This is a genomic window from Bradyrhizobium sp. WCU1 (genome assembly GCF_053474805.1).
Window position 1 is genome coordinate 5,743,423 of the sequence record NZ_CM130280.1, and the last position, 13,606, is coordinate 5,757,028.

Consider the following 13,606-nt stretch of genomic DNA (forward strand, 5'->3'; position numbering starts at 1 on the left):
GCGGGGGGCAGGGCGCCCGGGCGGGCGTCCTGATGGGGAAAATGGCCGCCCGGTGAGCACCATGCTGGACCTGACGCTGCGGCGGCGGAAATTGATTTCCGCCGTCCCGCGAATGCTTTATGACGGCCTTGGCGACGAGGCTGGATCTGCACGCGGGATGGACGTTGCGACATTCGAAGACCTGATCGACCGGCTGGGGGAGGACCTATCCCGCTGGCCCGATGATCAGCGTCTTGCCGCCGTCCAGCTGCTGGCTTCTTCGGCCGAAGCGCGGACGCTCTATGAGCAGGCGAGCGCAGTGCGCCGGGCGCTCGCGGCGCCACCGGTTCGTGCCCCCAAGGGCCTTGCCGACCGCATCGTGACCGCGGCGGCGCAACTGCCCCAAAGGGAACTGCCGCAAGAGGACCTGCCGCAAGAGGATCTGCCGCAAGCGTCGGGCTCGGAGCCGGCTTCGCCCGACGCGCAGCCAAACGATGCGCAAGGGCCAGGCGAATCCGCCCAGCAAGGCAAGGTGCTGCCGGCCCTGTTGCTGGCGCTGTGCCTGCTGCCCGCGCTGGCGCCGCCGGCATTGATGCTCGGCGAACCGGATCTGCTGCTCAGCCTCTCGCTCTAAGCTTCCGCATCGCCTTTGCGGCACGCCGCGCCTTCGCGTGGCGCGTTGGCCTGCATGCATTTGGACGCCTCGGGACCGCGGCCGATCGGCAGATTCTGCCGATTAATCAAGTGATTCCGCACGGATGAATCCGCGCCTGAATTCGGCGCGTCATCCGTTTTATCTGCGAACGACTTCACGATCCCAATGTTTCAACGCGTTCCGTCGCCTTAGCCAGCGGCGAAGAGAGCCTTGTCATGACCGTTTCCTCGGCAACCTCTGCTGCAACCTCCGCCGCCTCGGGCTCGTCGAGTTCGTCGACGAGCGCGTCGATGGGGATGAGCTCGACCGATTTCCTCAACCTGCTCGTCAGCGAGCTGCAGAACCAGGATCCGCTGAACGCCACCAGCACGACCGACTTCATCAACCAGCTCACCTCCTACGCCAACTTCACCGAACAGCAGTCGACCAACGCCAGCATGACGTCGCTCGCGAACTCGTTCTCGAGCCTCGTGACGCTCAACTCGGTCAACTACATCGGCCACACCGTCGAGGCGAAGACGAACACGGCGGAGCTCACCAACGGCTCGGCGACCTTCGGCTACTCGCTCACCTCGGCCGCTTCCAACGTCGCGATCAAGATCCAGGATTCCTCCGGCAATACGGTGTGGAGCGGCAAGGGGACCGGAAATGCCGGCTCCAACACCTTCGCCTGGAATGGTCAGACCACGAGCGGCACCCAGCTCAGCAATGGCGGCCAGTACACGATCCAGGTGAACGCGACCGACGCGGCCGGGAACTCGCTGCTCAGCTACACCACGATGACTGGAACGGTGACCGGGATCGATGCCTCCGGCTCGACGCCCTCGTTGCTCGTGAACGGCGTCCCGGTCAGCGCCGCCAACATCATCGGCGTCACGTCCTGATTGCTTCCGGAGTATTATCATGAGTCTCACTGGTGCACTTTCCTCGGCGATCTCGGCGCTCAACGCGCAGAGCCAGTCGCTGGCAATGATTTCCGATAATATTTCGAACGCCGACACCACGGGCTACAAGACCACGTCGGCGATGTTCAACGATCTGGTGACGGCGTCGAGCAGCGCCACCTCATACACATCCGGCGGCGTCAATGTATCCGGCCGCGCCAACATCACCCAGCAGGGATTGCTCGCCGCGACCACCAACGCCACCGACGTCGCGATCCAGGGCAGCGGCTTCTTCGTCACCACCAATGCGACGACCGGCGGCACCACCTCCTACACCCGCAACGGCGCGTTCACGACGGACAACTCGGGATATCTCGTCAACAACGGCAATTACCTCGAGGGGTGGCGCACCGACGCTCAAGGCAACATCATCGGTAATGCCTCCGCCTCCAGCCTGGCGCCGATCAACACGCAAGCGGTCGCCACCAGTGGCAGCGCCACCACAAAGACGACATTTGCCTTGAACCTGCCGTCTGATGCGGCAGTTACGGCAACACCCCCCACCGCCGCCGCTCCCGCGTTCACCAGCTCGATGACGGTCTACGATTCGCTGGGAACCGCGAGTTCGGTCGAGGTCACCTGGGCGAAGACCGGCACCAACACTTGGACGGCCTCGTTTGGCCAGCCGAAACTGGCGTCGGACCCCACCAAGACCACAGCCGCTCCGATCACCGATACTGTATCGATCACCTTCAACCCCGACGGGTCGCTGGCCTCGACGACGCCGGCCAATCCGAGCATCAGCATAACCGGCTGGACCGATGGCGCGGCCGACAGTTCCGGCACCAGCGCCATTGCGCTCGATTTCGGCACGGCCGGCAAGACCGACGGATTGACGCAATACTCGTCGGGGCAAACGACACCCGCGATCAATCTTACCAGCATCAACTCGGACGGCCTGCCTTACGGCAAGCTGAGCAGCATCGCGATCGGCAAGGGCGGCGTGGTCGACGCCACCTACTCCAACGGGCAGACCATCGCGATCTACAAGATCGCGGTCGCGACCTTCAGCGACCCCAACGGTTTGACCGCGGCAAGCGACGGCATGTACTCGGCGACGGCGGCCTCCGGCAACGCCACGCTACAGACCTCGGGCAACAACGGTGCGGGCACGATCTACGGCAGCGAGCTGGAATCGAGCACCACCGATACCAGCGGCCAGTTCTCCAACATGATCTCGGCCCAGCAGGCCTATTCGGCTGCGTCGCAGGTGATCACCACCGTCAACAAGATGTTCGATACGCTGATCTCGGCGGTGTCGCGATGATGGCAAACGCAAGCCGCGAAGATGCCCTGTTGCGAAAGCTGCGGCGCCTGACCGCGCGAGCCGCCAGCGTCAGGGCCGGCGATCGGGCGCAGCTCATTGCGCTGCTCGACGATATCGGAACCTTACGCGATCTGCTGATGCGCGAATGCGTACGGCTCGACCAGGAATTCAACCGGGCTTCGGCCCGGGTAACGGCCATCACCGCATATGGGCGCAGCGCACAATCGGTTCGCGCCCTGCGTCGCGGACACTAGCTTGAACGGGAGCGATGACATGACACCGGAACGCAACATCAAGATCAATCCCGCGGGCAATGACGAGCGCGCCAGGTCGTTGATCACGCTGATCGACAATCTGATCGCGATCGTGAACGAGGAGAATGTCGAGCTCGCCAAGGGGCTACCGGCCTCGCGGCTGAAGCAGGTCGACGAGAAGAACCGGCTTGCCTCCTTGTTCGAGCAGTGCGTGGCGGAAGCCGTCGGCAAGGCCGCAAACCTCAACGTCCAGGATCGCGTGCTGCGGGAGCAGCTGCTGGATCGGATCCTGAAGCTCCGGGTCGCGATGGACGAGAATGTGATGCGGCTGCGCGCGGCGATCGATGCCAGCAACCGCAGGATCGAGGCGATCATGCAGGCGATCCGCGAGCAGATCGCCAACGTATCGCCCTACGGCGCCGGCGGCCGTCGCGTCACGTCCGCGATGTCCTATGGCACCAACGTGCGGGCCTGATCGGGCCGGCGCCGGAGGGAGTGGGTCGTGTCGTCGCTCGATATTGCACGAAGCATCGCATTCAGCGGGCTGTCCGCCACGCAGGTGCAGATCAGCATCGCCTCGGCGAATATCTCCAATGCCGACACCAAGGGCTATACCGAGAAGACCGCCAACCAGAGCAGCAACGTCACTGCAGGCGTCGGCACCGGTGTCACGATCACCGGGATCAGCAGCGCGGTCGACAAGCTGCTCTTGAAGTCGCTGGTCGGAGCCGATTCCGATCTCGGTGCCGCCAACACCAACAACAGCTATCTGACCGAGCTGCAGCAGCTCTACGGCAGCACGTCGAGTGGAGGCAGTTCGACGACGGGCACCTCGCTCGCCAACACGCTCGCAGCATTCGAATCGGCGCTGTCGTCGCTGGCGAGCACGCCGAGCAGCGCGTCGCTGCAGTCGAACGCCGTCAGCGCGCTCAGCGCGGTGACGACGCAGCTGCAGCAGACCTCGACGGGTATCCAGAAGCTGCGTGCCAATGCCGACCAGGACATCGCCTCGTCGGTCAGCGACATCAATTCCGATCTGCAGCAGATCTCCGACCTCAACAAGCAGATCAAGCAGGAGGCGGCCGCGGGCCAGCCCACTGCCGACCTCGAGGACCAGCGCAACAGTGCGCTGCAGGACCTCGCGTCGCAAATGAATGTGAGCTATTTCACCACATCGAGCGGCGATCTGCAGATCTATACCGGCTCGGGGCAGGCGCTGGTCGACAGCACGGCCCATCCCCTAAGCTTCACCCCGACGTCCAATGTGACGGCATCGACGACGTATGTCGCGGGCTCGCCGACGAGCGGCTTCAGTGGCATCACCGTCAACGGGGTCGACATCACTTCGCAGATCTCCTCCGGCAAGGTCAGCGCGTTGGTCAACCTGCGTGATCAGACGCTGCCGGCCGCGCAGTCGCAGCTCGACGAGCTCGCCCAGCAGCTGACCGCCAGCGTCAACGCGGTATCGAACCAGGGCACATCGGTGCCGCCCCCGGCCAGCCTGACCGGAACTGCCACCGTGAGCAACGCGACGCCGCTCTCGGCGACCGGCACGGTGCGGATCGCGGTCGCGGACAAGAGCGGCAACCTCGTCTCCTACCAGGACCTCAATCTGGCGTCCTATACGACAGTCGGCGCGCTCGCCACAGCGATCAACGGAATCTCGGGCGTGTCCGCGTCGGTCGATGCCAACGGACACCTGACGATCTCTGCCTCTGGATCGGGCAACGGCATTGCCATCAACGAGATGACGAGCTCGGTCGGCAGCTCGGCGGAGGGATTCTCGGATTACTTCGGGCTCAACGACCTGATCACCGGCACCAGCGCTTCGAATATTGCGGTACGTAGCGATATCCTCAACGGCACGGCGGCGCTGCCGACGTCGACGCTCGACGCGTCGTCAACCCTGGCGGTTGGAAGCTCGGTGCTGTCGGCGGGCTCGGCGACCGTCGTGAATGCACTCTCGAGCGCGCTGACGGGGTCGACCAATTTCGCCATGGCGGGCGGGCTCGGCGCCACCACCGGCTCCTTCACCGACTACGCGGCAGCGATCGTTGCCAACGTCGCTGGCAAGGCCGCTCAGGCGTCGTCGACCTACACCGCCAAGCAGACCGCGCAGTCGACTTATGCGAGCTCGATGTCGTCGCAATCCGGCGTCAACATCGACCAGGAAAGCGCGAACCTGAGTGCATTGCAGAACAAATACGCTGCCGCGTCCCAGATCATCACGTCCATTAACGCCATGTTCTCGGCGTTGATGACCGCGATGACCACAGCGTGAGGCCATCGTCATGATGATGCGTGTTGCTACCTTTGCGCTGTCGGATCAGATGGTCACCGGTGCGCTGCGCCTACAGGCCGCAATGGCCAATGAACAGGTGCAGGAGTCCTCCGGACTGCAATCCGAGGACTTCGGCGGCTACGGCTCCAACGCCGGGCGCGTGATCAATCTGCAGGTGTCGGTGACGCGTGCCCAGACCTATATCGATGCCAGCAATCTCGCCGACAACAAGGTGCAGGCGATGTATTCGGCGGTCGGCTCGGTGACCGATATCATTACACAGCTTCGCACCCAACTCAGCGCGGCGACCACCGGCAGCAGCACGGCGACGGCGTCGGTGATCAACTATGCCCAGCAGGCGATATCGCAGATGCAGGGCCTGCTCAACACCCAGTATGACGGTGAGTATGTCTTCAGCGGCGCCCGCACCGACACCGCGCCCGTTGATCTGTCGAGCTATGACACCGGCACCGGATCGTTGACGACGTCTGACACCAGCTACTACAAGGGCGACAGCGAGATCGCCTCGGTGCGGGTTTCGGACAGTCAGTCCGTTTCCTACGGCGTCACCGCCGACAATCCGGCCTTCGAGCAGGTCATGCGGTTGTTGAAATACGTCGGCAACAGCACGACGTTGACGTCGAGCAATATCTCGCAGGCGCTCGACCTTGCCAGCAATGCGCTGGATGCGACATCCACGGTGCAGGCAAAGCTTTCGACGGCCGCGTCGCAGATCGAGACCGCCAGCACCAGCCAGAGCGATTACCAGAATTTCGCGAAAACCCTGTCGACCAACCTCACCAGCGTCGACGTCGCTGCGGTGACGGCGCAGTTGTCGACCTATCAGGCGCAACTGACGGCGTCCTATTCGGCGATCGCCAAGATCCAGAGCATGAACCTGGCCAACTATCTGAAATAGCGGGCCGCCGCGAGCGGCTCAGCGGTTCAGGATCTTGAGCCAGACATCGCCGAGGATGATCGGCTCGCGCGGGGCGAGCCAGGTGAGGCCGGCGGTTCTGCCGAGCTCGGCGATGGTGCCTTTGGCTTGCAGATCGGCGAGCACCTTGTTGACGGCGTCCAGCAGCGCCTTGTCGGTCTCGAGTGCGACGTAACCGCGGTTGGCGCCGATCGGATAATAATAGCCCGACGCTGTGATCTTGGTATCCGGACGGCTCGCGCGGTAGGCGTCGAACCGGCGGAGGTCGAGCAACGTGGCGTCGAATTCGCCGCGCTCGAGCTCTCCGAGCAGGTCGCTGCGGCCGGGAACGAGGTGGGTGATGTCGTCGATCAGCCTTCCCTTGTCGAAGTTCATCAGGACGGCATCGCCCAGCGTGCCGCTTTCGATCGTCAGGCGAAGGCCGGCGAGATCGCCGATATCGGTGATCTTGCGGTCTTTGGCCTTGGGACCGAGCACGACGGTCATCGGCGAATAGATATAGGGCTGGCTCGGCACCAGCACCCCGATCGGGATCCGGCGGCGGCGATCGTCGCGGGTGGCGCCGTCAAAGTCCGGCAGCTTGGCCGTCGTGACGCCGGGCGCCTTCAGCGAATCCGTCGTGAGGGCATAGCCGCCGACCAGCGAGCAGCGCCCGTCCGAGAGCAAGGCATTAGCTTCCAGCGCCGGACTGGAATCCTCGTCGAGCTTGCTCTCGAACCATTGGATATTGAGCGGACGTCCGAGCCGCTCGGCAATCGCTTGCGCGAGCGCGACGTCGAAGCCGGCATCCGGCTTGCCGCGATGATGCGCCGACAAGGGTGGCAGGTCCTCGTCGAGGCATACTCTGAGCGGTTCGTTGCCGGCATGCGTTGCCGCCGTCATGCCGAGAAGCAGCGCGGTCGCGGCAGTCGCCAGGAGGGCCTTCATTGGGGCCTCCGGCTCAGCAGGAAGGCCCAAACGTCGGCGATCTCCTGTTCGCTCAGGATATCGGCCCAGGGCGGCATCTTGCCGTTCTTGCCTTGCTTCACGGTGGTCACGAAGCGAGTCTTGTCGCCGGCGAACGCGCGCAGGTCCGGCGTGATCGTACCGGAGTTGACCATGTTGGGCCCATGGCAATGCGAGCAGTTCTTGGCGTAGGTGACCTTGCCCTGGTCGGACTGACCTTCGAGGTCGATTGCACTGGCTTGCTGTGCGGCCGCCGGGATCAAGGTGATCAAGGCTGCCGCGACGGCGGCGAAGATCGCCGCCGTCAACAGGGGTACTCTTTCAGTCACGTGTGCTCCGCGCTCAGTTCTTGACCGCGAAAACCCACAGCGAGCCGCCGGGCGGCACCTTGGCCAACCGCTCGTCGCCCGAGAACAGCGAATACACGCCGCCATAGCCTGAGTTGACGGCGACATACTGCACGCCGTCCTGCTGCCAGGTGATTGGTTGTCCCTCGATGCCCGAGCCGGTCTGGAACTGCCAGAGCTTCTTGCCGGTGTCGGCGTCGAACGCCTCGAATTCGCCGGTCAACTGACCGGAGAACACCACGCCGCCGGCGGTGGAGAGCACGCCCGAGAAGCGCGGAATATCGCTCGGCGCTTCCCACTTCGCCTTGCCGGTCATCGGATCGATGGCCTTGAGATGGCCGCGCGGTCCGGTGCCCCATTCCCAGGGATCGGTGAGGTCCATGCCGACATACCATTCGCCCTGCTTGAACGTCGCCGGCTCGGACTTGTACTTGCCGCCGAAAGCGAGCGTGTTGGCGTAGGCGAGGCCGGTCTGCGGATTGAACGACATCGGCTCCCAGTTCTTGCCGCCGAGGATCGACGGATAGACCGTGACCTTCTTGCCGTCACGCGCGTCCTTGACGATGTCGGTCTCGATCGGGCGGCCGGTCTTCATGTCGACGCCGGTCGCCCAGTTGACGTTCACATAGGGATTGGCCGCCAGCAGCTTCCCGTTGGTGCGGTCGAGCACGTAGAAGAAGCCGTTGCGGTTGGCATCCATCAGCACCTTGGTCGGCTTGCCCTCGACGTTCATGTCGGCGAGCACCATCTCGGCCACCGAGTCGTAGTCGAACGGGTTGTTCGGCGAGAACTGGTAGTGCCACTTGATCTTGCCGGTCTTCGGATCGAGCGCGAGCACCGAGCAGGTGTAGAGATTGTCGCCGGGGCGCACGGCGGCATTGAATGGTCCGGGATTGCCGATGCCCCAATACACCGTGTTCAGTTCGGCGTCGTAGGAGCCGGTGATCCAGGTCGAACCGCCGCCGAGCTTCCAGGTATCGCCCTTCCAGGTGTCGCCGCCGGGCTCGTCCGGTGTCGGGATCGTGTAGGTGCGCCAGAGCTTCTTGCCGGTCGCGGGATCCCAGCCGTCGATGAAACCGCGGGTACCGAACTCGGCGCCCGAGATGCCGGTGATCACGACGCCGTCGGCGACCAGCGGCGCCACCGTCATCGAGTAGCCTTCCTTGATGTCCGCAGCCTTCTCGCGCCACAGCTCCTTGCCGGTCTTGGCATCGAGCGCGATCACATTGGCGTCGAGGGTGGTGCGGAACAGCTTGCCGTCATAGAGAGCGGCGCCGCGATTGATGATGCCGCAGCAGACGATGCGCGGCGTCTCGGCGGGATATTCGACCTTGGTCTTCCAGATCTGCTTGCCGGTCTTGGCGTCGATCGCGATCGTGGCGTTGTGCGTGGTGACGTAAAGGACGCCCTGGTAGACGAGTGGCTGCGATTCCTCGCTGCGGTCGTCGTTCAAACTGTAGTTCCAGACCGGCACCAGATTCTTGACGGTGTCCTTGTTGATCTGGTTCAGCGTCGAGAAGCGCTGAAGATTGTAACCCATTCCGTAATTGAGAACGTTCGATGTATCAGTCGCACCCTTGACCAACTGCTCGTTGGTTTGAGCGCTTGCACCATAGGATGCAAGAATTACGAGGCTTGCGGCCAGCGCAATGCGTCTCATCATATCCTCCCAATGAACCTTGCTCTGCACGCCTATTCCTGACGTTGCGGACGGAACCATCGGCCTGAAACCAAAACGGGTCAATACGAAAACGTGAACGAACCCCAGCCACGGCAGCAGGCCGGTCGAAGGCGTCAGCTTTTCCGCTGATGCGTCCGTGGCTTACCGTAGTGCGGAATACGCAATGCCAAGCGCGGTTCGCACTTGTGCCGCAGCGCGAACGGTTCGATCAGCTCGACGGCGCATGGGGACAGGCACTTGGACGCGGCTTGGTTCCCCGCTTGTCCGGCGGCACATTGCAATTGTCGATACGTCGACCTGTTCGCGAAGCTCGATCCCGATCATGACGGCACGCTCGGTGTGCGCGAATTACGCGGGCGGCTGACCGCGAAGGAGCTCAAGACGGCGGATCCGGATCACGACGGCACCCTGACGCTCGACGAGTACCTCGCGCTCGTCGAGCAGCGTTTCAGGGCCGCCGGTCCCGACAATGACGGAACACCGGATGCGAAAGAGTTCAAATCGCGCGCCGGTCGGGCACTGTTGCGCCTGCTCAAATAGGCTCGTTCTGCCGGGCGAATTCCGGATATTGACGCTGGATTCCGCGCATAACAAATAAAGTTGCGATTTCGCTCCCGGGCAAGACTTGGCCGACGCAATCCGGTCTGCTTATGCGCGCGTCGTCCTCCGGCAGCCGGAAAATGCCTGACAGATCAGTGTCGGAATTTCCCAGCCGTTTCGAAGCCGGGCTGATGCCCGCGAGCCGTCGTCCGTGTCGGCATGTCCAGCAGCGAAGTCGGGTCCTTATCCGGCCGGCTTGCGCCCTGGAAGCGCCAGCCCTAGCTTGCCGTGCGGCGCGAGGCTTGCGCCAACCTGTACTTGGGAGAAGGAAATGGCCTGGAAAGCACCGAAGATCGTCGAAGTGCCGGTCGGCATGGAAATCAACATGTACGCCTGCGCAGCGCGCAAGTGATCTAAGACAAGTGATCTAAGACAAGTGATCTAAGACAAGTGATCTAAGACAAGTGATCTAAGACAAGTGATCTAAGACAAGTGATCTAAGACAAGTCATGCGAGACAGCCCGCCCGACTCGTGCAGCTTGCTGTATCGAGCCGGGCAGGCGCCTTTCGCGGCCGCGATGCCGCCGCCCGGATAGCTTCCCCCGCATCCTTCCCACGAAACACTGACACCGCGTGCGCGATTGGCAGGCCGTGCTGCTTTGCCCTACAGTGCGGCCTGAGGCGGTGGTCCGGGGTCGATGGGTCTGGAAATCAAACGAGGGCGTTGGGTGGGGGCGCTGTGCGCTGCGGTCGCCGGCGTTGCAGCGGTGCTGCCGCTCGCTGCCTACGCGGAAGGATTTGATACCGAGCACATCTTCGGCTTCATGATCGGCTCCGATGTCGGGGAGGTCGGCGAGCGGGAATTCCAGAGCCAGACCACCGGCCGCTTCGCCAAGGACGGCGGCCGCTACCGCGCGCTCAACCAGGAAATGGAGCTCGAGCTCGTTCCGGCACCGAACTTTCGTGTCGAGCTCGGCACTTCGTTCGGCGCGTACGACATCAACGGCGTCCCGGGCTTTGACGATCGCCGTCAATCGGCGTGGCAGGGCGTCTCGGTCGATTTCCGCTATCGCTTCCTCGGTCGCGAGGCCGCGCCCTTCGGCATGACGGTCGCGCTGGCGACGCGTGCCAACCGCATCGACGAAACGACCGCCGCGGCGGTCCGCAGCTACGGCACCGAACTCATAGTGGCGTTCGACCGCGAGGTGATCCCGAATCTTGCGGTTGCGGCCCTCAACGTCAGCTATGAGCCGGAATGGACACGCATGCCGCGCACCGGTGCGGCGGAGCAGGACGCCACGGTCGGCGTCGCGTTCGGGCTGATGGCCAAGGTGAAGCCGGATGTCCTGATCGGCGGCGAAGTGCGCTATTTGAGGAAGTATGACGGGATCGGCCTCGATGAATTGTCCGGGCAGGCGCTATTCGTCGGCCCAACCGCCTATTTCCAGCTCTCCGAGCGCACGCGCCTGACCGCGACCTGGAGCGTGCAGGCCTGGGGACAGCGGGCCGGGAGCAATGCCGCGCTCGACCTGGTCAATTTCGAGCGCCAACAGGCGCGGCTGGTGTATGGTCTGAATTTCTAGGACGCAAAGGCCTCGAGACCGGGTTCTCGCGTCGTTTCACGGGGCTGTGAAACTTGCGATCGGCTGACTCCGTATTCCGTCGTGTTATCTTTTTCATGGGCACGCTTAGGGATCGCGCATGAACCCGATTGATCTGATCGTCACCGTATGTGCCGTGCTGTCGCCCGCCACCTGCGAGGAGCAGCATCTGGTGTTCAACTGGAATGGCTCGCTGCAGCAATGCGCCATGGCTGCGCCGCCTTACATCGCGCAATGGGTCGGCGAGCATCCGAAATGGACCGCGGTGCGATGGCGCTGCGAATATCCGCACAGCAATGATCGCGCGAGCACGGACGGCAAGCCGCCGGCGGGCTAACCCCTATTTGTTGCAGTCCTTCAGGTCCTTGTCGGAGACCGAAAACACGGCATCGGCCTTGATCTCGATGTCGCGGACGAAGCACTGCCTGGCGCCGCTGTAGCCGACCTTGGCATCGTAACGGCCGGGCTCGACGCCGGTGATGCGCAGGCGCTCGTCGTGGTCGACTTCCTTGTCCTTGTCGTTCAGCGTCTGGTTGGGGCCCCATTCATTCTTGCCGGCCGGCGACAGCTCGAAGCTCGAAATCGTGGCGCTGGTCAGATTCCATAGCCGGATGCCTTTGCCCTTGCTTTGGGCGAGCACGGTCGCCGGCAGCACCAGCAAGGCGACACCAACAGCAATCAACGCGCGCAACATCAAACCTCTCCCTGCAGCTTTCATCCAAGGATGACGGCGTCTCACATATTTGCAAGGTCCAACTGCGAGAGCCGTCGCTTGATCTCGCCGATCTCCGGCTCACCTCGCATTGCACGCGGCGCGGCTATGGTTTCGACGTGAAGGATTCGGGCGGGCCGCGGCGACAGGAAGAACAGGCGGTCGCCGAGGCGGACGGCGTCGTCGAGATCGTGGGTGACAAGGAGCGTCATCATCGTCCGGCTCGCCACCAGGGTCGCGACCTGGTCGCGCAGCCTGCCCGCGAGGGCATTGTCGAGCGAGGCCAGCGGCTCGTCGAGGATCAGGAAGTCCGGCTCGATGGCGAAGGCGCGGGCAAGCGCGACGCGGCGTGCGAGGCCGAGCGACAACTCGCCCGGAAAGTGGTTGCGATGCGCGCTCAGTTCGAGCACCTCGAACAGCGCCGACAGCTTGCCGTCGTCGGCGCCAGGTGCGGCCAGGCGCACGTTCTCCTCGACCGTGCGCCAGGGCAGCAGCCGCGGCTCCTGGAACACCATGCCGAGGCGCATGCCCGGCGAGCGCGCGACATGGCCCCGGTAGTTGCCGTCGAGCCCGGCGAGAATCCGGAGCAGGGTGCTCTTGCCGCAGCCCGATGGGCCGAACAGCACGCCCACCTCGCCGGCGTTCAACGTGAAGGTGACGTTGTCGAGCACGTCGTGCCGCTTCCCGGCCGCGCTCTCAAAACTCTTGCCGGTGATATTGACCTCAAGCTGCACGGAGCCGCCACCGCGTTAGCCTGGTTTCAAACGGCTGCACCATCACCGTCTCGATGACCAGCACGACACCGGCAAAGCTCAGCGAGTAGGCGAGCAGCAGGGGAATGTCGAACAGCTGGAAGGCGACGCCGATCTCGAAGCCGACACCGTTCGGCCGGCCGAGATATTCGGCGACCAGCACGATCTTCCAGACCAGCGAGAGCCCGGAGCGCGCCGCGGCAGCGATATAGGGCGCAAGCTGCGGCAGGATCACATGCCGGAACGCGCGGCCGCGCGGCAAGGCGAACGCCGTCGCCATCTCGTCGAGCGCAGGATCGAGCGCGCGAGCACCCTCGCGCAACGTGACGACGGCGGTCGGCAGCTTGTTGATGGCGATGGCCGCGATCGCCGCGACCTCGGTCAGCCCGGCCCAGATATAGGCCAGCACGATGACGACGAGCGCCGGCAAATTGAGCAGCAGGATCAGCCAGGGATCGCCAAGGCGATTGGCGAGCGAGACGCGGCCCATCAGGTAGCCGATCGCCGAGCCGAGCGCCATCGCCAGCGTGAAGGCCAGCGCGACGCGGGCCAGCGTTGCGCCGAGGTTGACGAACAGCGCGCCCGATCGGGCCTCGGCAATGAGCACCGACAGCACCGCCGGCGGTGCCGGCAGCTTCGCATCGCCGATCACGAGCGAGGCAATCCACCAGGTCGCGATGAACAGCGCGAATGACAGCAGGCGCAGCACCG

General features: G+C 63.8%; 17 protein-coding genes. 11 read left to right on the forward strand and 6 right to left on the reverse strand.

Translation table 11 applies throughout. From position 1 onward, the window contains the following. The first annotated feature begins 61 nt into the window (after positions 1-61). The 7 genes from ACTUWL_RS26660 to ACTUWL_RS26690 all read left to right on the forward strand — a co-directional run bounded on the left by ACTUWL_RS26660 (position 62) and on the right by ACTUWL_RS26690 (position 6,299). Entirely contained in the window at positions 62-613 is a 552-nt protein-coding gene (locus ACTUWL_RS26660; protein ID WP_307756286.1) for a hypothetical protein, read from the forward strand. Between the two features lie 236 nt (positions 614-849). Next, positions 850-1,518 (forward strand): flagellar hook assembly protein FlgD, encoded by a 669-nt coding sequence (locus tag ACTUWL_RS26665; RefSeq protein ID WP_035651351.1) that lies wholly within the window; start codon positions 850-852, stop codon positions 1,516-1,518. A 19-nt stretch (positions 1,519-1,537) separates the two neighbouring features. Beyond that, the gene (gene flgE / locus ACTUWL_RS26670) at positions 1,538-2,845 is read left to right on the forward strand and encodes a flagellar hook protein FlgE (RefSeq protein WP_021078920.1); all 1,308 of its coding nucleotides are present in this window, start codon (positions 1,538-1,540) and stop codon (positions 2,843-2,845) included. Further along, a complete protein-coding gene (locus ACTUWL_RS26675; protein WP_021078919.1) occupies positions 2,842-3,099 on the forward strand; it encodes a hypothetical protein in 258 nt (85 codons plus the stop codon). The genes flgE and ACTUWL_RS26675 overlap by 4 nt, the downstream gene beginning before the upstream one ends. 19 nt (positions 3,100-3,118) lie before the next feature. After that, the gene (locus ACTUWL_RS26680; RefSeq protein WP_021078918.1) at positions 3,119-3,574 is read left to right on the forward strand and encodes a hypothetical protein; all 456 of its coding nucleotides are present in this window, start codon (positions 3,119-3,121) and stop codon (positions 3,572-3,574) included. Between the two features lie 27 nt (positions 3,575-3,601). Then, the gene (gene flgK, locus ACTUWL_RS26685) at positions 3,602-5,380 is read left to right on the forward strand and encodes a flagellar hook-associated protein FlgK (protein ID WP_021078917.1); all 1,779 of its coding nucleotides are present in this window, start codon (positions 3,602-3,604) and stop codon (positions 5,378-5,380) included. A 10-nt stretch (positions 5,381-5,390) separates the two neighbouring features. Beyond that, positions 5,391-6,299 carry a flagellin gene (locus ACTUWL_RS26690; RefSeq protein ID WP_021078916.1) on the forward strand — a complete coding sequence of 303 codons (909 nt, stop codon included), beginning with the start codon at positions 5,391-5,393 and terminating at the stop codon, positions 6,297-6,299. An 18-nt stretch (positions 6,300-6,317) separates the two neighbouring features. Here ACTUWL_RS26690 and ACTUWL_RS26695 read toward each other — a convergent pair whose 3' ends face one another. The 3 genes from ACTUWL_RS26695 to ACTUWL_RS26705 all read right to left on the reverse strand — a co-directional run bounded on the left by ACTUWL_RS26695 (position 6,318) and on the right by ACTUWL_RS26705 (position 9,269). Further along, on the reverse strand, positions 6,318-7,244 hold the full coding sequence (locus ACTUWL_RS26695; RefSeq protein ID WP_021078915.1) for a substrate-binding periplasmic protein: 927 nt from the start codon (positions 7,242-7,244) through the stop codon (positions 6,318-6,320). Continuing rightward, entirely contained in the window at positions 7,241-7,534 is a 294-nt protein-coding gene (locus ACTUWL_RS26700) for a c-type cytochrome (RefSeq protein WP_291735351.1), read from the reverse strand. Before ACTUWL_RS26700 ends, ACTUWL_RS26695 begins: the two co-directional genes overlap by 4 nt. Before the next feature lie 70 nt (positions 7,535-7,604). Then, positions 7,605-9,269 carry a methanol/ethanol family PQQ-dependent dehydrogenase gene (locus tag ACTUWL_RS26705; protein WP_021078913.1) on the reverse strand — a complete coding sequence of 555 codons (1,665 nt, stop codon included), beginning with the start codon at positions 9,267-9,269 and terminating at the stop codon, positions 7,605-7,607. A gap of 258 nt (positions 9,270-9,527) precedes the next feature. Here ACTUWL_RS26705 and ACTUWL_RS26710 point away from each other — a divergent pair, with 258 nt between their 5' ends. The 4 genes from ACTUWL_RS26710 (at position 9,528) to ACTUWL_RS26725 (ending at position 11,768) form a co-directional block, all read left to right on the forward strand. Beyond that, positions 9,528-9,830 (forward strand): EF-hand domain-containing protein, encoded by a 303-nt coding sequence (locus ACTUWL_RS26710; protein ID WP_021078912.1) that lies wholly within the window; start codon positions 9,528-9,530, stop codon positions 9,828-9,830. Between the two features lie 331 nt (positions 9,831-10,161). After that, a complete protein-coding gene (pqqA, locus tag ACTUWL_RS26715; protein WP_012029362.1) occupies positions 10,162-10,242 on the forward strand; it encodes a pyrroloquinoline quinone precursor peptide PqqA in 81 nt (26 codons plus the stop codon). Between the two features lie 316 nt (positions 10,243-10,558). Then, entirely contained in the window at positions 10,559-11,413 is an 855-nt protein-coding gene (locus ACTUWL_RS26720; RefSeq protein WP_021078911.1) for a hypothetical protein, read from the forward strand. 118 nt (positions 11,414-11,531) lie between these two features. Then, positions 11,532-11,768: a hypothetical protein gene (locus ACTUWL_RS26725; RefSeq protein ID WP_021078910.1), complete on the forward strand. Its 237-nt coding sequence runs from the start codon at positions 11,532-11,534 to the stop codon at positions 11,766-11,768. A 3-nt stretch (positions 11,769-11,771) separates the two neighbouring features. Here the strand turns inward: ACTUWL_RS26725 and ACTUWL_RS26730 are convergent, their stop codons facing one another. The 3 genes from ACTUWL_RS26730 to ACTUWL_RS26740 are packed head-to-tail and all read right to left on the reverse strand — an operon-like array spanning position 11,772 to position 13,604. After that, on the reverse strand, positions 11,772-12,125 hold the full coding sequence (locus ACTUWL_RS26730) for a hypothetical protein (protein ID WP_021078909.1): 354 nt from the start codon (positions 12,123-12,125) through the stop codon (positions 11,772-11,774). Positions 12,126-12,166: 41 nt separating this feature from the next. Then, a complete protein-coding gene (locus ACTUWL_RS26735) occupies positions 12,167-12,877 on the reverse strand; it encodes an ABC transporter ATP-binding protein (RefSeq protein ID WP_021078908.1) in 711 nt (236 codons plus the stop codon). Next, on the reverse strand, positions 12,867-13,604 hold the full coding sequence (locus tag ACTUWL_RS26740; RefSeq protein WP_021078907.1) for an ABC transporter permease: 738 nt from the start codon (positions 13,602-13,604) through the stop codon (positions 12,867-12,869). Before ACTUWL_RS26740 ends, ACTUWL_RS26735 begins: the two co-directional genes overlap by 11 nt. Between the last annotated feature and the right edge of the window lie 2 nt (positions 13,605-13,606).

What these genes read in the sequence shown, in the direction of transcription:
- ACTUWL_RS26660 (WP_307756286.1), top strand. Translation starts at nt 62, where the DNA reads ATGCTGGACCTGACGCTGCGGCGGCGGAAATTGATTTCCGCCGTCCCG.
- ACTUWL_RS26665 (WP_035651351.1), top strand. Translation starts at nt 850, where the DNA reads ATGACCGTTTCCTCGGCAACCTCTGCTGCAACCTCCGCCGCCTCGGGC.
- flgE (WP_021078920.1), top strand. Translation starts at nt 1,538, where the DNA reads ATGAGTCTCACTGGTGCACTTTCCTCGGCGATCTCGGCGCTCAACGCG.
- ACTUWL_RS26675 (WP_021078919.1), top strand. Translation starts at nt 2,842, where the DNA reads ATGATGGCAAACGCAAGCCGCGAAGATGCCCTGTTGCGAAAGCTGCGG.
- ACTUWL_RS26680 (WP_021078918.1), top strand. Translation starts at nt 3,119, where the DNA reads ATGACACCGGAACGCAACATCAAGATCAATCCCGCGGGCAATGACGAG.
- ACTUWL_RS26690 (WP_021078916.1), top strand. Translation starts at nt 5,391, where the DNA reads ATGATGATGCGTGTTGCTACCTTTGCGCTGTCGGATCAGATGGTCACC.
- ACTUWL_RS26695 (WP_021078915.1), bottom strand. Translation starts at nt 7,244, where the DNA reads ATGAAGGCCCTCCTGGCGACTGCCGCGACCGCGCTGCTTCTCGGCATG.
- ACTUWL_RS26705 (WP_021078913.1), bottom strand. Translation starts at nt 9,269, where the DNA reads ATGAGACGCATTGCGCTGGCCGCAAGCCTCGTAATTCTTGCATCCTAT.
- pqqA (WP_012029362.1), top strand. Translation starts at nt 10,162, where the DNA reads ATGGCCTGGAAAGCACCGAAGATCGTCGAAGTGCCGGTCGGCATGGAA.
- ACTUWL_RS26725 (WP_021078910.1), top strand. Translation starts at nt 11,532, where the DNA reads ATGAACCCGATTGATCTGATCGTCACCGTATGTGCCGTGCTGTCGCCC.
- ACTUWL_RS26730 (WP_021078909.1), bottom strand. Translation starts at nt 12,125, where the DNA reads ATGTTGCGCGCGTTGATTGCTGTTGGTGTCGCCTTGCTGGTGCTGCCG.